The organism is Shimia sp. CNT1-13L.2, from assembly GCF_024331145.1.
In the GTDB taxonomy this organism is placed as follows: Bacteria; Pseudomonadota; Alphaproteobacteria; order Rhodobacterales; family Rhodobacteraceae; genus Shimia.
In genome coordinates this window covers 82,945-101,297 of record NZ_JANDJO010000010.1, presented here as the reverse complement: position 1 = coordinate 101,297, position 18,353 = coordinate 82,945, and the positions used below count along the sequence as shown (strand labels likewise).

Annotated in this window: 20 protein-coding genes; 9 read left to right on the top strand and 11 right to left on the bottom strand. The window is 59.7% G+C overall.

The window, feature by feature from the left end:
• Position 1: 1 nt before the first annotated feature.
• From NNA36_RS17210 to NNA36_RS17185, 6 genes are all read right to left on the bottom strand, one after another.
• Complete coding sequence (locus tag NNA36_RS17210) at positions 2–640, bottom strand: glutathione S-transferase family protein (protein ID WP_255109306.1); 639 nt, start codon at positions 638–640, stop codon at positions 2–4.
• A gap of 22 nt (positions 641–662) precedes the next feature.
• On the bottom strand, positions 663–1,802 hold the full coding sequence (locus NNA36_RS17205) for an acyl-CoA dehydrogenase family protein (protein WP_255109304.1): 1,140 nt from the start codon (positions 1,800–1,802) through the stop codon (positions 663–665).
• A gap of 19 nt (positions 1,803–1,821) precedes the next feature.
• Positions 1,822–2,034, bottom strand: coding sequence for a hypothetical protein (locus NNA36_RS17200; RefSeq protein WP_255109302.1), 213 nt, complete (start codon positions 2,032–2,034; stop codon positions 1,822–1,824).
• A gap of 50 nt (positions 2,035–2,084) precedes the next feature.
• Positions 2,085–3,860, bottom strand: coding sequence for an acyl-CoA dehydrogenase C-terminal domain-containing protein (locus NNA36_RS17195; protein ID WP_255109300.1), 1,776 nt, complete (start codon positions 3,858–3,860; stop codon positions 2,085–2,087).
• Between the two features lie 15 nt (positions 3,861–3,875).
• On the bottom strand, positions 3,876–4,277 hold the full coding sequence (locus NNA36_RS17190) for a MerR family DNA-binding transcriptional regulator (protein WP_255109282.1): 402 nt from the start codon (positions 4,275–4,277) through the stop codon (positions 3,876–3,878).
• 252 nt (positions 4,278–4,529) lie between these two features.
• Positions 4,530–4,904, bottom strand: coding sequence for a MerR family DNA-binding transcriptional regulator (locus NNA36_RS17185; RefSeq protein ID WP_255109280.1), 375 nt, complete (start codon positions 4,902–4,904; stop codon positions 4,530–4,532).
• A 113-nt stretch (positions 4,905–5,017) separates the two neighbouring features.
• Here NNA36_RS17185 and NNA36_RS17180 point away from each other — a divergent pair, with 113 nt between their 5' ends.
• The 3 genes from NNA36_RS17180 to NNA36_RS17170 are packed head-to-tail and all read left to right on the top strand — an operon-like array spanning position 5,018 to position 7,267.
• Positions 5,018–5,443 (top strand): PaaI family thioesterase, encoded by a 426-nt coding sequence (locus NNA36_RS17180; RefSeq protein ID WP_255109278.1) that lies wholly within the window; start codon positions 5,018–5,020, stop codon positions 5,441–5,443.
• On the top strand, positions 5,443–5,955 hold the full coding sequence (locus NNA36_RS17175) for a PaaI family thioesterase (protein WP_255109276.1): 513 nt from the start codon (positions 5,443–5,445) through the stop codon (positions 5,953–5,955). Before NNA36_RS17180 ends, NNA36_RS17175 begins: the two co-directional genes overlap by 1 nt.
• Positions 5,948–7,267: an MATE family efflux transporter gene (locus NNA36_RS17170; protein ID WP_255109274.1), complete on the top strand. Its 1,320-nt coding sequence runs from the start codon at positions 5,948–5,950 to the stop codon at positions 7,265–7,267. The genes NNA36_RS17175 and NNA36_RS17170 overlap by 8 nt, the downstream gene beginning before the upstream one ends.
• Positions 7,268–7,285: 18 nt before the next feature.
• Here NNA36_RS17170 and arsC read toward each other — a convergent pair whose 3' ends face one another.
• The 3 genes from arsC to NNA36_RS17155 are packed head-to-tail and all read right to left on the bottom strand — an operon-like array spanning position 7,286 to position 9,017.
• Positions 7,286–7,624, bottom strand: a complete 339-nt coding sequence (arsC, locus tag NNA36_RS17165) for an arsenate reductase (glutaredoxin) (RefSeq protein ID WP_255109272.1) — start codon at positions 7,622–7,624, stop codon at positions 7,286–7,288.
• On the bottom strand, positions 7,621–8,679 hold the full coding sequence (locus tag NNA36_RS17160) for a quinone-dependent dihydroorotate dehydrogenase (RefSeq protein ID WP_255109270.1): 1,059 nt from the start codon (positions 8,677–8,679) through the stop codon (positions 7,621–7,623). The genes arsC and NNA36_RS17160 overlap by 4 nt, the downstream gene beginning before the upstream one ends.
• A complete protein-coding gene (locus NNA36_RS17155; RefSeq protein WP_255109268.1) occupies positions 8,676–9,017 on the bottom strand; it encodes a DUF952 domain-containing protein in 342 nt (113 codons plus the stop codon). The genes NNA36_RS17160 and NNA36_RS17155 overlap by 4 nt, the downstream gene beginning before the upstream one ends.
• A 102-nt stretch (positions 9,018–9,119) precedes the next feature.
• On the opposite strand from NNA36_RS17155, the gene NNA36_RS17150 reads away from it, so the two are divergent.
• Entirely contained in the window at positions 9,120–10,700 is a 1,581-nt protein-coding gene (locus NNA36_RS17150; RefSeq protein WP_255109266.1) for a bifunctional UDP-sugar hydrolase/5'-nucleotidase, read from the top strand.
• A gap of 62 nt (positions 10,701–10,762) precedes the next feature.
• Positions 10,763–11,068 carry a DUF1992 domain-containing protein gene (locus NNA36_RS17145; RefSeq protein ID WP_255109264.1) on the top strand — a complete coding sequence of 102 codons (306 nt, stop codon included), beginning with the start codon at positions 10,763–10,765 and terminating at the stop codon, positions 11,066–11,068.
• A gap of 12 nt (positions 11,069–11,080) precedes the next feature.
• On the opposite strand, the gene NNA36_RS17140 is transcribed toward NNA36_RS17145, so the two are convergent.
• Positions 11,081–12,832, bottom strand: coding sequence for a tetratricopeptide repeat-containing sulfotransferase family protein (locus NNA36_RS17140; protein ID WP_255109262.1), 1,752 nt, complete (start codon positions 12,830–12,832; stop codon positions 11,081–11,083).
• 73 nt (positions 12,833–12,905) lie between these two features.
• Here NNA36_RS17140 and NNA36_RS17135 point away from each other — a divergent pair, with 73 nt between their 5' ends.
• The 3 genes from NNA36_RS17135 (at position 12,906) to NNA36_RS17125 (ending at position 15,615) form a co-directional block, all read left to right on the top strand.
• Positions 12,906–13,559, top strand: coding sequence for an SOS response-associated peptidase (locus tag NNA36_RS17135; protein WP_255109261.1), 654 nt, complete (start codon positions 12,906–12,908; stop codon positions 13,557–13,559).
• Between the two features lie 110 nt (positions 13,560–13,669).
• Positions 13,670–14,485: a bifunctional allantoicase/(S)-ureidoglycine aminohydrolase gene (locus NNA36_RS17130; protein ID WP_255109259.1), complete on the top strand. Its 816-nt coding sequence runs from the start codon at positions 13,670–13,672 to the stop codon at positions 14,483–14,485.
• Positions 14,486–14,616: 131 nt separating this feature from the next.
• Complete coding sequence (locus tag NNA36_RS17125) at positions 14,617–15,615, top strand: type I glyceraldehyde-3-phosphate dehydrogenase (protein ID WP_255109257.1); 999 nt, start codon at positions 14,617–14,619, stop codon at positions 15,613–15,615.
• On the opposite strand, the gene NNA36_RS17120 is transcribed toward NNA36_RS17125, so the two are convergent.
• Positions 15,612–17,384 (bottom strand): SLC13 family permease, encoded by a 1,773-nt coding sequence (locus NNA36_RS17120; RefSeq protein WP_255109255.1) that lies wholly within the window; start codon positions 17,382–17,384, stop codon positions 15,612–15,614. The genes NNA36_RS17125 and NNA36_RS17120 overlap by 4 nt on opposite strands.
• A gap of 199 nt (positions 17,385–17,583) precedes the next feature.
• Here NNA36_RS17120 and NNA36_RS17115 point away from each other — a divergent pair, with 199 nt between their 5' ends.
• Positions 17,584–18,324, top strand: coding sequence for a YebC/PmpR family DNA-binding transcriptional regulator (locus NNA36_RS17115; protein WP_255109253.1), 741 nt, complete (start codon positions 17,584–17,586; stop codon positions 18,322–18,324).
• Positions 18,325–18,353 lie beyond the last annotated feature (29 nt).

Genomic DNA, 18,353 nt, shown 5'->3' with positions numbered 1-18,353 from the left:
TTCAGGCGCGGTCCGCAGGGGAGCCGGGCATCAGGTCGTAAGGGTGTTTCCAGCCCTTGAGGGCCGAGATGTTGTTGAGCCAGCGGTCGATGTTCGGCCAGTCGGCGCGGGAAAAGCCAAAAGGCTCGTCGTAGAACAGGTAGCCGCAGCAGGTGAGGTCGGCATTGGTGACGCTGTCGCCAACGATCCAATCGCGCCCTTCAAGGTGTTTGTTGAGGATGTCGTAAGCGCCCTGAAGGCGGCCTTGATTGAAGGCGATCACCTCTTTGGGTTGCTTGTCCTCTGGCAGGAAGTTCATGAGAAAACGGGTCATACCGGCAAAGGACGAGAGCTTGTGATTGTCCCAGAACTGCCAGCGCAGGATCTCTCGGCGTTCGGCTGCGTTGTTGCCGCCGAACTTGCCCGATTTCTCGGAAACGTAGTCTTGGATCACCGCGGATTGGGTGAGCGAGACATCGCCATCGACCAGAACCGGGGCTTCGCCCAGTTCATTGACGGTCGCACGGTATTCGGGGCTGCGGGTTTCACCGGCGAAGAAATCGACCTTCACTGGCTCCCAGTCGAGGCCCGACAGCTCGAGGGCGAGGGCGGCCTTGTAGGAATGGCCGCTTTCGCCGAAGCAGTAGAGTTTGATGGTCATGGTCTTGTCCTCCCCAACAAGATCAAAGGCTGCGTGAGATCAATTCCTTCATGATCTCGTTGGTGCCGCCATAGATGCGCTGAACGCGAGCGTCGGCCCACATTTCGCCGATGGCGTATTCCTGCATGTATCCGTAGCCACCGAACAGTTGCAGGCATTCGTCCAGAACTTCGCCCTGCGTGTCGGTGATCCAGTATTTCGCCATTGCCGCCTTTTCGACGGTCAGTTCGCCGGCGATCAACTCGCTGATGCACTCATCCAGAAAGGCCCGTGCCACCTTGGTTTTGGTCAGGCATTCCGCCAGTTTGAAGCGGGTGTTCTGGAACTGCATGATGGGGCCGCCAAAGGCCTCGCGTTCCTTGCAATAGGCGATGGTGCGTTCCACGGCGCCTTCCATCGACCCCATGGCGATACAGGCGATAACCAGGCGTTCCTGACCAAGCTGCTGCATCATCTGGTAGAAGCCCTGGCCTTCTTCACCGCCAAGGATGTTTTCGGGCGGGATCTCGACGTTGTCGAAGAAGAGTTCCGAGGTATCTGCCGCGTGGCACCCGATTTTCTCGAGGTTGCGACCGCGCGAGAAGCCTTCGGCGTTTTCGGTCTCGACAACCACCAGCGATGTCCCGCGGGCACCGGCGCTTGGGTCGGTCTTGGCAGCCACGATCACGAGGTTGGCGTGCTGGCCGTTGGTAATGAAGGTTTTCTGGCCCGACAGGCGGTAGGAATTGCCCTCTTTCAGAGCCTTGGTCTTGATGCCCTGAACGTCCGAGCCGCCCGAGGGTTCGGTCATGGCCAGCGCGCCGACGATTTCTCCCGAAACCATCTTGGGCAGCCAGCGTTTCTTCTGTTCTTCCGACCCATAGGCAAGGATGTAGTGAGCAACGATGCCCGAATGGATACCGTGGCCCCAGCTGGCAAGGTTGGCGCGGTTGGATTCCATCAGGATGACGGCTTCGTGGCCGAAGTCGCCGCCAACGCCGCCGTATTCCTCGGGGATCGAGGGGCAGAGCAGGCCAAGTTCACCGGCCTGTTGCCAGGTCTCGCGGTCCATTTCGCCCTGTTTGCGCCACTTCTCGAATTTCGGCGCCCATTCATCGTTGATGAATTTCGCTGTCATGTCAGCGAGCATCTGGTGCTCATCGGTCATCCAGGACGATGCCATGTCTTTCCTCCTCGGGCTGTCAGCGCTTGCGCGCGTCCAGCGTTGAATTGAACTGTCGCAGGCGGTGGGCAAAGCTTTCCTCGTCCACCACGGCGTCAAGATTTTCGAGCAGGAAGGACAGGGCCTCTCCTTCGTCCAGACCCGATTCGGCGGCGAAGCCTCGCAGCCGGCGATAGGCGTCTTCGGTCAGCGCGACCGGGAGACGGCGGGTCAGGCGAAAGCGTTTTGGCATCTGTCCTCCCTTAATGCCTTGAGGGGGGCGGGAGTGACCCGCCCAAGCCCTTAGAATGCTTCGGCGTCCAGAGCCATGACGGTGTCGGCGCCGGTCTGGATACGTGCCAGGTGCATGCCCGTGGCGGGCAGGCGACGTGCCATGTAGTAGCGTCCGGTGGCCAGCTTGGTCTCGTAGAACGCAGCGTCAGAGGTGCCGTTGGCCAGAGCTGACGTTGCGGCCTTTGCCATCTTGGCCCACATCAGGCCGAGGCAGACGTGGCCGAAGAGGTGCATGAAGTCATTCGAACCCGACAGCGCGTGGTTGGGGTTCTTCATGCCGTTCTGCATGAAGTACATTCCGGCGGCCTGAAGGTCTTTCGACGCGGCCTTGAGCGGGCCGATGAAATCGGCCATGGCCTCATCTTCACCGTTTTCCTTGCAGAAATTCTTGACCAGATCAAAGAAGGCCATGACGTGTTTGCCACCGTCTTGGGCCAGTTTGCGGCCAACCAGGTCGAGGGCCTGAACACCGTTGGCGCCTTCGTAGATCATCGCGATGCGGGCATCACGGGTGAACTGGCTCATGCCGTGCTCTTCGATATAGCCGTGGCCACCGTAAACCTGTTGTGCCTTGACGGTCATGTCGTAGCCTTCGTCGGTCAGGAAACCCTTGATGACAGGGGTCAGGAGCGAGATCAGGCCGTCGGCGTCCTTGTCCCCGCTGCGGTGCGCCTGGTCGATCAAGGTCGCGCCCCAGAGGATGAAGGCACGTGCGCCTTCGACAAAGGACTTCTGGTCCATCAGCGAGCGACGGATGTCAGGGTGCACGATCAGCGGGTCGGCCGGGCCGTCAGGGTTCTTGGTGCCGGTCACATCGCGACCCTGCAGGCGTTCCTTGGCGTAGATCACCGCGTTCTGGTAGGCGGCTTCGGCCTGGGCCAGACCCTGCATGCCGACACCGAGACGCGCTTCGTTCATCATCGTGAACATGGCACGCATGCCTTTGTTCAGATCTCCGATCAGGTAGCCGGTTGCCTCGTCGTAGTTCAGGACGCAGGTCGAGTTACCGTGGATGCCCATCTTTTTCTCGATGTTGCCCACCGAGACGCCGTTGCGTTGGCCCGGGGTGCCATCTTCGTTGACGATGAACTTGGGCACGATGAAGAGCGAAACACCCTTGATACCCTCGGGACCGCCGGGAACCTTAGCCAGAACCAGGTGGATCACGTTTTCCGACATGTCGTGGTCACCGGCCGAGATGAAGATCTTCTGACCCGAGACCTTGTAGGTGCCGTCGTCCTGCGGTTCTGCCTTGGTGCGCATCAGGCCGAGGTCGGTGCCGCAATGCGGCTCGGTCAGGTTCATGGTGCCGGTCCATTCGCAGGACACCATCTTGGGCAGGTAGGTGTTCTTCTGCTCTTCCGAACCGTGGGCAAGGATCGCCGAGGCCGCACCGTGGGTCAGGCCCTGGTACATGGTAAAGGCCTGGTTGGAGCCCGAGAACATTTCCCCGACAGCGGTGCCAAGCACGTAGGGCATGTTCTGGCCGCCGTATTCCTCGGGCATGTCGAGACCGGTCCAGCCGCCTTCTTTCACCTGTTCAAAGGCTTCCTTGAAGCCGGTGGGGGTGTAGACGATGCCGTTTTCGAGACGGCAGCCTTCCTGATCACCCACGGCATTCAGAGGCGCAAGAATGTCGCTGGTCAGCTTGCCGGCTTCTTCCAGAACGGCATTGGTGAAATCGGATTCAAGTTCGGCATAGCCGGGAATGTCGGATTTCGAAACGTCCAGAACGTCGTGCAGGACGAACTGCATGTCTTTTACAGGGGCGGTATAGCTCGGCATCAGTCTCTTCCCTAATTACTCTGCTGCTTTTTTCGTGGTGCTCAGCTGGGCAAGAACCTTCTCGCCCCATTTCAGCTGTTCTTTCAGATCGTCGATGGCCTCGTTCAGCTCATCACGCTGTTCAACCATGTCCTGCAGGCGTTGCTGCGCGACTTCGTAGGTGCGCTGCAATTGGGTCGCTTGCTGGTCGCCCATGTCGTAGAGATCGAGAAGTTGCCGGATTTCTTCCAGCGAAAAGCCAAACCGTTTGCCCCGAAGGATCAGTTTGAGGCGTGCGCGGTCGCGTTTCGTGAACAGGCGTTTCTGGCCTTCACGAATGGGAAACAGCAGTTCCTTGGCTTCGTAGAACCGCAAGGTTCTGGGTGTGACGTCATATGCGTCGCACATTTCGCGGATTGTCATTGTCGTATCGGTCATCTCATCACCCTCGTCTTTACGGTCGCTCCATGGGCAAGATTGGCATCTGCCGTCGTGGTTACAATGTTGCTTTACGTTGACGTAAGTAGAACGCTGCGTCACTTCAAAAGTTGACGTGGCGTATGTGAAGGTAAAGTGACGATCCTGTGAATGGGCTGCAAATTTTCGTGTGACCGGTCGTGATTTTCACATGTCGGAACGCAAAAAGCCCGGTGAAAGCACCGGGCTTGAGCAATTGTCGGGGGAGGCTGGTCAGACTTTGGCGAGGGAATCCGCGGTTTCGTTACGCAGTTGCATCAGCTCGTCCATGGCTTCCTCCAGCTGCGCTTTTTGCTCCTGGAGTTCCTCGTACTGGCGATCCGCCATGGCAACAAAGGCCTGCATCTGCGCTGCGCTTCCTTCGTGTTCGTAGATCAGAAGCCACTGTCGGATGTTTTCGAGTTTTATGCCAAAGCGACGTCCGCGCATGATCAAGGTCATGCGGGCGACTTCGCGCGGGCCGAAATAGCGCGACCGGCCTTCGCGCTCGGGCTCGAGAAGTTCGATGTACTCATAGTAACGCAACGTTCTTGGTGTGACGTCGAATCTCGCGCACATCTCTTTAAAGGTCAGACGGGTATCAGACATTTGCAACTCTCCTCGGGCATGAACTTAAAATGCTGCGCTGCAAGGTGCAACCGCCCCCTTGCCGTTGCAGAGAAATCAGGATCATAGTTGGCCGAAGACTAGGAGAGCGGATTATGAACCCGGAAAAAGCCCGAATGGCAGAACAGTTCATCAATGCGATCCCGCATTGCAAGGCGTTGGGGATGACGCTGACGGATATCGGTGACGGGATTGCCGAGATGGAATTGCCTTATGATCTGCGGATTGTAGGAGACCCGGAAACCGGGGTGCTGCATGGCGGCGCGGTGTCGGCTTTGATGGACACATGTTGCGGTGCAGCAGCGATGAGCCATCCGTCCTCTCCTGCTGGTACGGCAACGATTGATCTGCGAATCGACTATATGCGCGCGGCGACGCCGGGGCAGACCGTCCGGACGCGCGCCGAGTGTTATCACATCACTCGTTCTGTTGCCTTTGTCCGCGCCACGGCGATGGATGATGACACTGACCGACCGGTGGCCACGGCCACGGGTGCCTTTACAGTGGAGGGCAAACGGTAATGGCGCGTACACGTCCCGAGCCCGTCCAGGTGGTAAAGCAACGCCGAGACGCAGCATTGAATGCGCTGGTTCACGGGGTTCCCTATGTGCAGTTCATGGGAATCGAATTCGAGCGCCGCGGTGACGAGTTGACCGCGATCATGCCGTTTGACGAGAAGCTGATCGGCAATCCGATGCTGCCAGCGCTGCATGGCGGGGCCATTGCCGGTTTTCTTGAAACCACCGCCGTGATCGGTCTGGCATGGTCCGTCTTGTGGGAAGAGATCGAAACCGGTGTGTTGGATGCTGACGAACTGGCTTTGGGGTATCTGCCGCGTCTGCCCAAGACAATCGATTTCAATATTGATTACCTGCGCTCGGGCCTGCCGCGGGATGCCTATGCGCGGGCGCGGGTAAACCGTTCGGGGCGGCGCTATGCATCGGTGCATGTCGAGGCCTGGCAGGACCAGCGGGCAAAACTGTTCGCACAGGCGACCGGGCATTTCCTGATGCCCGCGCGCAAGGATGGCTGACGTCGGCGCAATCACCCATGGTCGGGTGCTGCGCACTGCAATCCCCATCGTGATTTCCAATGCCACCGTTCCGATCCTCGGGGCGGTGGATACGGGTGTTGTCGGGCAGATGGGCGAGGCCGCGCCGATTGGCGCGGTGGGGATCGGTGCCGTTATCCTGACCGGGTTTTACTGGCTGTTCGGGTTCCTGCGCATGGGCACCACTGGGCTGACGTCCCAGGCACAAGGCGCGGGGCGGCATGGTGAAGTGGCGGCCATGCTGACGAGGGCCCTGATGCTGGGCAGCCTTGCCGGCGTGGCGATTGTCCTGTTGCAGGTGCCGCTTTATGCGCTGGCGTTCAAGCTTTCGCCTGCCAGTGCCGAGGTTGAAGGACTTGCACGGCAGTACCTGCAAATCCGGGTCTACAGCGCCCCGGCGGCCATCGCGCTTTACGGCGTGACGGGCTGGTTGATCGCCCTTGAGAGAACACGCGCCGTTCTCGTGTTGCAGCTGTGGATGAACGGGCTCAATATCGTTCTGGACCTGTGGTTCGTTCTTGGGCTTGGCTGGGGCGTTCCCGGCGTCGCCTTTGCTACCTTCATTGCCGAATGGACGGGATTGGCGCTTGGGTTGTGGCTGTGTCGCAGCGCCTTTCGTCAGCCCGCCTGGCGCGATTGGGTGCGGGTGTTCGACAAGGCCCGTCTGCGCGAGGTCATGGCCGTCAACACGGATATCATGCTGCGTTCTTTGATGTTGCAGGCGATCTTCATGTCATTCTTGTTTCTTGGGGCGCGGTTCGGGGATGTGACACTCGCGGCCAACCAGGTGTTGCTCCAGTTTCTCGAGATCACGGCCTATGCGCTGGATGGGTTTGCCTTTGCCGCCGAGGCGATGGTGGGACAGGCTCTGGGTGCATACAATCGCGGGGCGCTCCGGCAGGCGGCGATCAAGAGCAGCCTTTGGGGATTGATCGTTGTCATGGGGCTTGCTGCGGCCTTTGCCCTGGCCGGTGGCGCGATCATCGACCTGATGGCAACCTCGCCCGAGGTGCGCAGTGAGGCACGCAGTTATCTGTGGTGGATGGTTCTGGCGCCGCCGATTGGGATCGCGAGCTGGATGCTGGACGGGATTTTCATCGGGGCCACGCGCACACGCGACATGCGCAACATGATGGCGATTTCCCTGGTGGTTTATGTCGTGGCGGTCGCTGCGTTCATTCCCCTGTTCGGAAATCACGGGCTTTGGCTGGCGCTGCTTGTGTCCTTCGTGGCGCGCGGGGCGACGCTTGGGTGGAAATACCCAAAAGTAGAAGCAGCGGCCTCGCGTGCGTAAGCGGGGCCGCAGCGCAGATTAAAGGATGTCGAGCACGTTTTCGGGCGGGCGTCCCAAGGCCGCCTTGCCATTGGCAAGAACAATCGGACGTTCGATCAGCTTGGGGCATTGCGCCATTGCCGCGATCAGCGTGTCATCCTCGTCAGTGCGCGAGAGGCCCATTTCCTGGAACTCGGCTTCTCGCGGGCGCATAATCTCGATGGCTTTGACGCCGAGCAGGTCGCGCACCGCGGTGATCTCTTCGACGCTTGGGGCATCTTCAAGATACTTGCGGATGGTGATGTCACCCTTGTCCTCGATCAGGGCCAGAGTCTGCCGCGATTTCGAGCAGCGCGGATTGTGCCAGATGGTGATCACAGCCAGTTCTCCCGTTTCGTGCCGACAGCTTCGGCGACATTGCTGAAACCGTCCTGTTCAAGAAGCGCATCAAGACCGCGCACGATGCCTTCGACCAGCGACAGACCGCCATAGACCAGCGCGGTATAGAGTTGCACGACGGAAGCGCCGGCGCAGATCTTGTCGTAGGCGTCCTGTGCGTTGCAGATGCCGCCGACACCGATCAGGGGCATCTGGCCGTCGGTCAGTTGCGACAGGCGGGCGAGAACGCGGGTGGATTTGGTAAAGAGCGGGGCGCCGGACAGGCCGCCCATCTCGTCACGGTGCTTGGACGCGAGGCCCTTGCGATCTAGCGTGGTGTTGGTGGTGATCACCGCATCGAGCCTGGATTCGACGGCCACCTCGGCAATTTCGGCGATTTCCGCATCGGAAAGATCAGGCGCGATCTTGAGGAAGACGGGGATCGGCCGGTCCAGCGCATCGCGGGTTTCCATGACACCGGACAGCAGCGCCGACAGGGCGGCCTTGCCTTGAAGATCGCGCAGTTTCTCGGTGTTGGGGGAGGACACGTTGACGGTAGCAAAGTCGAGGTGTGCGCCGCAGTGCGCCAACACTTTGGCAAAATCGCTCGCGCGGTCTTCGCTGTCCTTGTTGGCCCCGAGGTTGAGGCCGATCACCGCGTTCTTGGGGCGATTTGCCAGTCGCGCGGCGATGGCGTCCATGCCCTCGTTGTTAAAGCCGAACCGGTTGATGGCGGCGCGGTCTTCGGACAGGCGGAACAGGCGGGGCTTGGGGTTTCCGGGCTGCGGGCGCGGGGTGGCTGCGCCGACCTCGAAAAAGCCGAAGCCGGCCTTGGCCAGACCGTCAAGCGCAGTTGCGTTCTTGTCGAAACCTGCGGCCAATCCCACGGGATTGGGCAGGTCGAGCCCGGCAAAGGTGGTTTTCAGCCGTGGCGAGGTCAGGGTGCCCGGCGCATGTGCCATCCCCATTTGCAGCGCCTTGATGGCAAGGCCATGGGCGGCTTCGGGATCAATCTGGTGGAGGGCCTTGAGGCCGATGTTTTCAAGCAGTTTCATATGCAGAGACCTGCGGGAAATTGATGGGTGCCATTCTCAAGGGGCAGGGGCTGGGCCCAGGCCACATCCGCCAGCTTCAGCGGGCGATAAAGATGCGGGAAAAGCGCGCCGCCGCGGGAGGGTTCCCACTTGAGGTCTTCGCCCATGTCATCCGCTTCGAGGCCCAGAAGGAAAAGGTCATCCTCGCCCGCGAAATGCTTGGCGGCGGTTTCGGCAACCTGTTCGGCGGTCGAGAAATGGACAAAGCCATCGGCCACGTCCACGGGGGCGCCTACGGTCTCGCCGGCTGCGCGCAAATCCGCCCACTCGGGGGCGCGGAAGATCTTGAAAATAAGCATGGTCGTGACATGCCTTCATGCTGTCCCGAGGTCAAGGTTTGACAGGTGCCCGAAACCGAGTCACCGTTTGAGAGGAGCAACAAAAACGCGGGGAGCAATAAGATGTTTCACAAATTGATGGCCGGGGCGGCCACGCTGGCGATGACCGCTGGCATGGCCTGGGCCGATTACAAGATTACCATTCTGCATACGAACGACATTCACAGCCGGATCGAGTCGATCAACAAGTACGATTCGACCTGTAACGCGGAAGGCGAAGCCGAGGGGAAATGCTTTGGCGGCGTGGCCCGTATCAAGACCATGGTGGATGCCAAACGCGCCGAGCTTGCCGGTCAGAACTATCTGGTGCTGGATGCCGGTGACCCGTTCCAGGGCTCACTGTTCTATACCACCTACAAGGGCGCGGCAGAGGCCGAGTTCATGCAGGCCATCGGCTATGACGTCATGGCCGTGGGCAACCACGAGTTCGACGATGGCCCGATGGGCCTTGAAAAGTTCATCGACGCGGTCTCTTTCCCGGTGATTTCGGGCAACCTTGATCTGTCCTCGGAACCTGCGCTTAACGGCAAGGTGGGCAACCATGTGGTGCTTGAGGTCGGTGGCGAGAAGATCGGCATCATATCGGTTCTGGCCACCGACACCGTTGATACCTCTTCGCCGGGGCCGAACGTGGTTTTTCAGGACGAGATCGAAAGCCTGAAGGGCGATGTCGCGGCACTTGAGGCGGACGGCGTTAACAAGATCATCGCACTGACCCACGTCGGCCTGCCCAAAGATATGGATATTGCGGCCAACGTGCCGGGGATCGATCTGGTCGTGGGCGGACACTCGCATACGCTGTTGTCCAACACCAATGACCGCGCCAAGGGCGCTTATCCCGTCATGGTGGGCAACGTTCCGGTGGTACAGGCCTATGCCTATTCCAAGTACCTTGGCGAATTGGTCGTGACCTTTGATGACGCGGGCAACGTGACCTCGGCCATGGGGGAGCCGATCCTGCTGGATGCCTCGGTGACGCCGGATGCGGCGATTGCCGCGCGTGTGGCCGAGATGGGCGCACCGATCGAGGAGATGAAAAAGCGCGTGGTCGCCGAAGCCAGCGCGGCGATTGAAGGCGCGCGCGAAACCTGCCGTGCGGTGGAATGCCCGATGGGGAATCTCGTGGCCGATGCCATGCTGGACCGCGTGAAGGATCAAGGTGTCCAGATCGCGATCCAGAACGGCGGTGGTCTGCGTGCGTCGATTGATGCCGGCGAAGTGACGATGGGCGAGGTCCTGACGGTACTGCCGTTCCAGAACACGCTGTCGACCTTCCAGGTGTCCGGCCAAACCGTGATTGACGCGCTTGAAAACGGTGTCAGTCAGGTTGAGGACGGCAAGGGCCGTTTCCCGCAGGTGGCCGGGCTGAAGTTCACCTTTGACATGTCGGTGGCGCCGAACGAAGGACGGGTTTCTGATGTCATGGTGATGGAGAATGGGGCATGGGGGCCGATTGATCCGGCCAAGACCTACGGCCTCGTCTCGAACAACTATGTCCGCAACGGCGGTGACGGGTACAAGATGTTCCGCGATGCCACCAACGCCTATGACTACGGTCCGGACCTGGCGGATGTGACGGCCGAGTTCCTCGCCAAGAGCGGGCCTTATGCGCCCTACACTGACGGGCGTATCACCCGTAAGTAACAGGCGACTTGACCTTGGGCGCCCCCGCCGGAACACTGGCGGGGGTTTCATTTGGAGGCGGCATGGACCATCCGCTGATTGATCTTATCAACGCCAAGATCTCTGAGGCCGAGGCAGAAGGTGCCTTCGACAATCTCGAAGGTGCCGGCAAGCCTTTGCCGCGCGAGGAAGACCCCGAAAACGCGATGTTGAACCGCCTCGTCAAAGAAGCGGGTGGTGTTCCCGAATTCGTATCCCTGTCGCGCGAACTGGCACGTCTGCGCGAAGAGCTGCGCGAAACAGGCGACCGGACGCGCCGTCAGGACATCATGAAAGAGATGTCGATGATGGAGGCGCGGATCGACCTGGCCCGCAAGCAATACCGCTAGTCGAGCCGCGGTTTACCACTCAAGTTCCGGCCATAGATCACGGTCAAGAGCCTTGTTGAACGGGCGCAGAGCCTCTTCCATCCGACGCCAGCCCCCAAGCGATTTCTTGTGAACACCCTCGCGGACCTGCACGACGGAAGCGGTTCGTACCGAGGCCTTGTTGCGTTCGGGACTCATCATTGCCTCGGTCCAGTCGAGCCCCGCGAACTCTGCCATTTTCTTGCTGGTCGCCTCCAGATCGGACACGAGGTCATCGTAACGGATGGTCAGGAACTGACCGGGAAATTCCTTTTCCCAGTGCCGCATGTAGCGCCGGTAGAGATTGGCTTGCTGGGCGATATGCACCAGATCGTTGGTAAAGCGCAGCCCATCTGCCTTGAAACGCTCTTTCCACATGGAAAGGGCTACATCTCTTGGGTCACGTTCAATATGAATGATGCGAACACCGGGCAGACCATGTAGGAACATCCCGATGTGCCTGTAGTTCGAGGGCATCTTGTCGACGAAAGCGGGATGATGCAGGACCTGTTCGGGCAGGTTGCCAGTGTACTCACTTTCAAAGAGCTTGGGGTCGAACTCCAAATCCGCATCGATAAACTGCTTGGCTGCCACTGCGCCGTTCATCAGTTCGCCGCAGCTTGCTACGTCCGGATGGCTGGACAGGACCATTTCTGTCAGGGTTGTGCCGGATCGTGGTTGTCCGACAACCAGTATTGTCTTTGGCTGTCCATCCCTGGGTTCGGTCCATTCGCAGGGTCCGGCGGGCGTTGCTGCAAGGATTTTCTCAAACTTTGTATCTTCAGCTTCCTGGCGGTGGATTTCCAGTTTGGAAAGGCCACCGTTCGCCTTTTCATAGTGTCGCCCGGCAGCCTGGTAGTTCCGAGACGCGAAATACATATGTCCGAGGGCGAACTGGATGTTGCACCAGCCCGAGGATCCTTTGGGATGGGCTTTTAATGCCTCCTGGGCCTTAGGCATGTATTTCTGCAACACGTCACCTTTCAGAGATTTTGCGAGCAAAATCAAAGTCTCTGAAGAATTTGGATTAATCTTCATCGCTTCGTCCAGATGTGTGTGTGCGCTCTCCACCTCTCCTTGCGAGAAGTGTGCAGACGCCATGGCGGTGAGCAGACCGCAATCCTTAGGATGCCTATCCAGAGCATTCTCCAGAAGAGCAATCGCGTTTTCAGTTTGATAATTGTCGAGGAGCAGATTTGCTTTCAGTTGCAGTGCTCTGCAATTGTCAGGATCAATCTCTAACAATTGGTCAAAATCCTCTAGCGCGCGGCCGAAATCGTTTTGATGATCGTACGCCATCCCTCTCATTTCCAGAAAGGTCGTTTGGAGCGGTCCGTCCTGTTCTAGCCCCTTGGTTGCGGCGACGATGGTATCCTCGTGTTTTGCCTGAAGTTGCGCAGAAAAAGCCTTTAGGTGAAGCAGTTTGGAGGCATCTTTCCGCGTTGGTAGAAAACGCTCGATGAGCTCGTTGGCTTTCTCATGCTGTTTGGCGACGATGTAGGCGTGGATGAGGTTGTTTTGGTATTCTTCATGGCCGGGCGCGAGTTGCAGCGCCTTGGCAAAAAACGGCAGAGCTTCCCGCGTGCGATCCATGTTTATGAGCGCGGTGGCGGCAACGTTTGCAAAGTGGCTTTCTTTCGGAAACTGCTTTGTTGCAGTTTTTGCGAGCTTCGCTGCGGCACCAAATTGACCCGCCTGCAATTGGGATGCAAGTTTCTGGGCAATTTGTTGAGGAGATTTAGCCATTTTGCCTCTTCCTTCCTTTAGGAGCGGAGCTTTGGCTTTGAAAGCAGCTCGGGTCCGGTGATACGGTTTAAACATGTGCGGAAGATTTGCAATCACCTTACCCAATGACGCTATGGCGCAGTTGTTTTCAGCGGCGCCTGCGAATGACCTGCCTGATGTGCCTAACTACAACGTTTGCCCGACCACGAAGGTCCACGTTGTTATGGGCAACGAGGCCGGGCGCAGGCTGGTGGCGATGCGTTGGGGCTTTGTGCCGCATTGGTACAAAAAGCCTGATGATGGCCCGCTGCTGATCAATGCCCGTGCCGAGACACTTGCCGAGAAACCCGCTTTTCGCGCGGCCTGCCGGGCGCGGCGGTGTCTTATTCCGGTGAGCGGGTTCTATGAATGGACCAAGGATGATGAGGGCGTGCGCTGGCCGTGGTACATTCAAGGGGATGGGCCATTGGCGCTTGCCGGGGTCTGGCAGCACTGGGAAATGGGGGACTTATCGTTTGATACCTGCGCGATTGTCACCACGGGCGCCAACAAGCCGATGTCGACGATTCACCATCGGATGCCGGTGATCGTGGACTGCGAGGATTGGGGGCTTTGGCTTGGCGAAGAAGGTCACGGCGCCGCGCGGTTGATGGTGTCAGCCGAAGATGACCTGTTGCACTTCCATCAGGTGGACCGGGCGGTGAATTCGAACCGCGCGAGTGGGCCGGAGTTGATCGAGCCAATCTGATTATCAAATATTCCAAGGGGATGTTTCAGCAGCGATCTCCCGCCATTGCCGTTGGACCTCTGTCGCGAGAGGGGGCAGAATAAGACGACCTCCGACAACCGGGAACCACCATGACCACCTATTATGCCCCCAAGGGCGGGTTGCCGCCCCAGACCCAGTTGCTGACTGATCGTGCCATGTTCACCGAGGCCTATGCGGTCATCCCGAAAGGCACGATGAGCGATATCGTAACGTCGCTGTTGCCGTTTTGGGACAAGGCGCGGTTCTGGGTGTTGGCGCGGCCATTGTCGGGGTTTGCCGAGACCTTTTCGCAGTACATCGGCGAGGTGTTGCCGGGTGGCGGGAGCGAGCGGCCCGAAACCGATCCGCGCGCGCAGGCCGTTCTTTTCGTGGTGGAAGGGCAGATGGTTCTGACGCTGGCGGGTACACGCCACGAAATGGGCGAGGGGGGCTATGCCTATATCCCGCCCGGAGCAGTTTGGACGTTGAGCAACGAGAGTGCCGAGCCGGTACGGTTTCACTGGGTCCGCAAGGCATATGAGGCCGTAGAAGGGCTGGATGCGCCAGAGGCCTTTGTCACGAACGAAAAGGACGTTGCGCCGACGCCGATGCCTGACACCGAGGGTAAATGGGCCACGACGCGGTTCGTGGAGTCCGAGGACCTGCGCCATGACATGCACGTCAATATCGTGACCTTTGAACCCGGCGCGGTGATCCCCTTTGCCGAGACGCACGTCATGGAACACGGGCTTTATGTTCTTGAAGGCAAGGCGGTGTATCGGCTCAATCAGGATTGGGTCGAGGTAGAGGCCGGGGATTTCATGTGGCTGCGCGCCTTTTGTCCGCAGGCCTGTTATGCGGGTGGCCCGGGACGGTTCCGTTACCTGCTTTACAAGGACGTGAACCGGCACATGACGCTGAGCTGAGCCCATCGAATTGCGCATTTCCGGGTGATTTCGCCGTAAATCACCTGCCTCCTTGATGCGATGTATCACAAAAATGCGCTGGTCTTTCGGCGGCAAACACGCTGAAAACAGGCCAACCGAAGGAGGCGCACATGAGTGACCGCAAGATTCGCATCTTTCTCAACGGCTTTGGCCGCATTGGCCGGACGCTGCTGCGCATTCTTGCGCAGGGTCGGCACGAAGATATCGAGATCGTCGGGATCAATGACATCGAGCCGCTTGAGACCTGCGCCTACCTATTCGAATACGACAGCGTGTTCGGTACCTTCCGGGGATCGGTGGAAACCGGCGCGGAAGCGATCATCATCAACGGTCAGAGGTTTCCTTTTCACGGGGTGACCGATCTGCGTGATCTGGATTTGTCTTCGGTAGACGTGGTTCTGGAATGTACCGGCATGGCCGGAACGCGTGCCGTGGCCGAGCGCGGGCTTGAGGCAGGCGCAGGGTCTGTCCTGATCTCGGGGCCTTCCGACCAGGCGGATATCACACTGGTCATGGGCGCGAACGAGGACGAGATGGGCGATCACAAGATTATCTCGAACGCCTCGTGCACGACCAACGCACTGGCGCCGTTGTTGAAGGTTCTGGATGCGGAATACGGGTTGATCTCGGGGCACATGACCACGGTGCATTGTTACACTGGCAGCCAGCCGACGGTGGACAAGCCGCGCGGTGACCTTGCGCGCAGTCGAGCAGCGGCGTTGTCTATGGTGCCGACCACGACAAGTGCGGGGCGCTTGATTGACAAGGTTCTCCCGAACCTTGCGGGACGGGTATTGGCGCGGGCGATCCGGGTGCCGACGGCAAGTGTGTCGGCGATCGACCTGACGATCCAGACGGACGCGGCGACCTCGGTGGAGGCGGTGAACGCCTTGCTGAAGGCCGAAGCCGCCAAGGCGCACCTGCTGGGCTGGACGGAAAAGCCGCTGGTCTCGACCGATCTGCGGTCGCGGCCAGAGTCCCTGATCCTTTCGGGGCGCGAGACGTCGGTTTCGGTTGGCGGGTTGCTGCGGGTCTTTGGCTGGTACGACAACGAGTGGGGCTTTTCCGAGCGGATGCTCGATATGGCCCGCCTGATGGGGCGTCGCTAGAGCGGCCAGAACAGCAGGATCGACGGCACGGATACGGCAACCACGAGGATTTCCAACGGGAGCCCCATGCGCCAGTAGTCTCCGAAGTGATAGCCGCCGGGGCCAAGGATCAGGGTGTTGTTCTTATGCCCGATCGGGGTCAGGAAGGCGGAAGAGGCTGCGACGGCCACGGCCATCAGGAAGGGATCCGGCGAGACACCGAGGGTGTGGGCCATCTGGATGCCGACAGGGGCCGCAACGATGGTTGTCGCGGTGTTGTTCAGGACATCCGAAAGCGTCATCGTGACCAGCATCAAAACGGTGAGTACCGCCCATCCGGGCAGGCCCTCGGTCAGCCCGATTAACGAATTGGCAATCAGCGCGGTTCCGCCTGCATCTTCGAGAGCGGCGCCCAGTGGGATCATGGACCCCAACAGAACCACGACCGGCCATTCGATGTGATCGTAGAGTTCCGAAATCGGCACGATCTTGGTGAGGACATAAGCAATCACCACGAGGCCAAGGGCGATGGGCAGGTAAAGCAGCCCAACAGAGGCCGCGAGGACGGCGGCGGTGAAAAGACCGATGGCCAGCCAGACCTTGGTGTTGTCGGTGACGACAAGACCGCGATCTGCAAGTGGCAGGCAGCCGAGCCAGTCGGTGACATCCGGGCCGCGGTCCTTGGGGACCAGCAGGAGGAGGATGTCACCGGGTTTGACCACGGTGCGGCGGATGTGTTCGGTGATGCGACGGCCCTCGCGGGAAATGCCCATGAGAACAGAGCCCTGTCGCCATGCAAGGCCAAGGGCCTGCGCGGTCTTGCCCGCGATACGCGCGGTTTCCGGCACAACGACTTCGATCATGTCGAGACCTTCGCCAGCCGCCTTGAGGTGTTCTTCGCGTTTTTCGTCAGAGAAGTTGAGGGACAGGGACGCGCGGAATTCGTCGAGGGCATCCGGCGTTGCCTCGAGGATCAGAGTGTCGCCTGCGTGCAGGCGCGCATTGCGGGAAGACCCATAGCGGCGTTTGCCATCGCGGATCAGGCCAAGTAGGGCCACATCGGCTTCGTCGGCCTGCGTTTGTAACTCCCCCAATCGCTGACCGATCAGCTTGCTTTCTGGAGGTACGGTCAGTTCGGCGAGGTATTGGCCAAGGTCAGAGACGGATTTGCCCGCATCTTCCCGAGAGGGGATCAAGCGCCAGCCGATCAGGGCAACAAAGACGAGCCCCGCAATGGCGGTGAGGCCACCGACAGGAGCGAAATCGAACATTTTGTAGGGTTCGCCAAGGGCCTCTTCGCGGATCGACGCGATAATGATGTTGGGCGGAGTGCCGATCAGCGTCGCCATGCCGCCGAGGATGGTGGCAAAGGACAGCGGCATCAACGACAGAGCAGGGCTGCGGCCGGCCTTGCGCGCGGTCTGGATGTCGACGGGCATCAGGAGGGCAAGGGCCGCGACGTTGTTCATGAAGGCGGAAAGGACGGCGCCCACGCCGCCCATCAGCGCGATGTGACTGCCGAGGCCACGGGCGCTGTCGACGAGTGTTCGGGTGATGAGCAGGACAGCGCCGGAGCGCATGAGGCCCGCCGAGACCACGAGGACCAGTGCCACGACGATAGTGGCGGGATGGCCAAAGCCTGCGAAGGCGTCATCAACCTTTACGACGCCGGTCACCACGCCGACCATCAGGGCGGCGAAGGCCACGAGATCATAGCGGAAGCGTCCCCAGAGCAGCAGGGCAAAGACGGCTCCGAAAAGAGAAAACAGGATGATCTGGTCAGTGGTCATGCGGCACCTTTTACGCGTTGTCCCTACCCAAACGCAGGGCGCGCAGGATGGCAAGCGGGCTTGGTAAGCGAAAATTCCCCGCTGTCGGCGGGAAAAGCCCCCAAAAGTGCATGGATTAAGAGGCGTGCTCAACTTGCAGGCCCCTGTGGCGTTGGGCTATATGAAGCGAAATTCAGGTAACAGAACAGGGCACGCACACATGGCCGGCCATAGTAAATGGGCAAACATTCAGCACCGCAAGGGACGTCAGGACGCCGCGCGGTCGAAACTGTTTTCGAAGCTGTCGAAGGAAATCACCGTCGCGGCGAAGATGGGCGACCCTGATCCCGACAAGAACCCGCGGTTGCGGTTGGCGGTGAAGGAGGCGAAGTCGCAGTCGGTTCCCAAGGACGTGATCGAACGGGCCATTAAGAAATCGACGGCGGGTGAAGGCGACGATTACGAGGAAATCCGTTACGAAGGCTATGGCCCGAACGGTGTTGCCGTGATCGTGGAAGCGATGACCGACAACCGCAACCGGACCGCGTCGACCGTACGTTCGACCTTTTCCAAGAACGGCGGCAACCTTGGCGAGACGGGCTCGGTCGGGTTCATGTTCGAGCGCAAGGGCGAAGTGACCTATCCGGCGAGTGCCGGCGATGCGGATGCGATTTTCGAAGCGGCCATCGAGGCTGGCGCGGAAGATGTGGAAAGCTCGGAAGATGGCCACATCATCTGGTGCGAGGACACCGACCTGAACGACGTGTCGAACGCGCTTGAGGAAGCCCTGGGTGAATCGGACTCGACCAAGCTGGTCTGGAAGCCGACCACCACCACCGAGATGGACCTGGAAGGCATGCAGAAGCTGATGAAGCTGATTGATGCCCTGGAGGATGACGACGACGTTCAGCGTGTGACCGCGAACTTCGAAGCGTCCGACGAGGTCATGGAGCAGCTCTAAGCCGCTTACCAACCCGTTAGGAATGGTTA

Excerpts from the sequence above, each read along its gene's own strand:
- NNA36_RS17210 (WP_255109306.1), bottom strand. The coding sequence starts at position 640 with ATGACCATCAAACTCTACTGCTTCGGCGAAAGCGGCCATTCCTACAAG.
- NNA36_RS17205 (WP_255109304.1), bottom strand. The coding sequence starts at position 1,802 with ATGGCATCGTCCTGGATGACCGATGAGCACCAGATGCTCGCTGACATG.
- NNA36_RS17200 (WP_255109302.1), bottom strand. The coding sequence starts at position 2,034 with ATGCCAAAACGCTTTCGCCTGACCCGCCGTCTCCCGGTCGCGCTGACC.
- NNA36_RS17195 (WP_255109300.1), bottom strand. The coding sequence starts at position 3,860 with ATGCCGAGCTATACCGCCCCTGTAAAAGACATGCAGTTCGTCCTGCAC.
- NNA36_RS17190 (WP_255109282.1), bottom strand. The coding sequence starts at position 4,277 with ATGACCGATACGACAATGACAATCCGCGAAATGTGCGACGCATATGAC.
- NNA36_RS17185 (WP_255109280.1), bottom strand. The coding sequence starts at position 4,904 with ATGTCTGATACCCGTCTGACCTTTAAAGAGATGTGCGCGAGATTCGAC.
- NNA36_RS17180 (WP_255109278.1), top strand. The coding sequence starts at position 5,018 with ATGAACCCGGAAAAAGCCCGAATGGCAGAACAGTTCATCAATGCGATC.
- NNA36_RS17175 (WP_255109276.1), top strand. The coding sequence starts at position 5,443 with ATGGCGCGTACACGTCCCGAGCCCGTCCAGGTGGTAAAGCAACGCCGA.
- NNA36_RS17170 (WP_255109274.1), top strand. The coding sequence starts at position 5,948 with ATGGCTGACGTCGGCGCAATCACCCATGGTCGGGTGCTGCGCACTGCA.
- NNA36_RS17160 (WP_255109270.1), bottom strand. The coding sequence starts at position 8,679 with ATGAAACTGCTTGAAAACATCGGCCTCAAGGCCCTCCACCAGATTGAT.
- NNA36_RS17155 (WP_255109268.1), bottom strand. The coding sequence starts at position 9,017 with ATGCTTATTTTCAAGATCTTCCGCGCCCCCGAGTGGGCGGATTTGCGC.
- NNA36_RS17150 (WP_255109266.1), top strand. The coding sequence starts at position 9,120 with ATGTTTCACAAATTGATGGCCGGGGCGGCCACGCTGGCGATGACCGCT.
- NNA36_RS17145 (WP_255109264.1), top strand. The coding sequence starts at position 10,763 with ATGGACCATCCGCTGATTGATCTTATCAACGCCAAGATCTCTGAGGCC.
- NNA36_RS17140 (WP_255109262.1), bottom strand. The coding sequence starts at position 12,832 with ATGGCTAAATCTCCTCAACAAATTGCCCAGAAACTTGCATCCCAATTG.
- NNA36_RS17135 (WP_255109261.1), top strand. The coding sequence starts at position 12,906 with ATGTGCGGAAGATTTGCAATCACCTTACCCAATGACGCTATGGCGCAG.
- NNA36_RS17130 (WP_255109259.1), top strand. The coding sequence starts at position 13,670 with ATGACCACCTATTATGCCCCCAAGGGCGGGTTGCCGCCCCAGACCCAG.
- NNA36_RS17125 (WP_255109257.1), top strand. The coding sequence starts at position 14,617 with ATGAGTGACCGCAAGATTCGCATCTTTCTCAACGGCTTTGGCCGCATT.
- NNA36_RS17120 (WP_255109255.1), bottom strand. The coding sequence starts at position 17,384 with ATGACCACTGACCAGATCATCCTGTTTTCTCTTTTCGGAGCCGTCTTT.
- NNA36_RS17115 (WP_255109253.1), top strand. The coding sequence starts at position 17,584 with ATGGCCGGCCATAGTAAATGGGCAAACATTCAGCACCGCAAGGGACGT.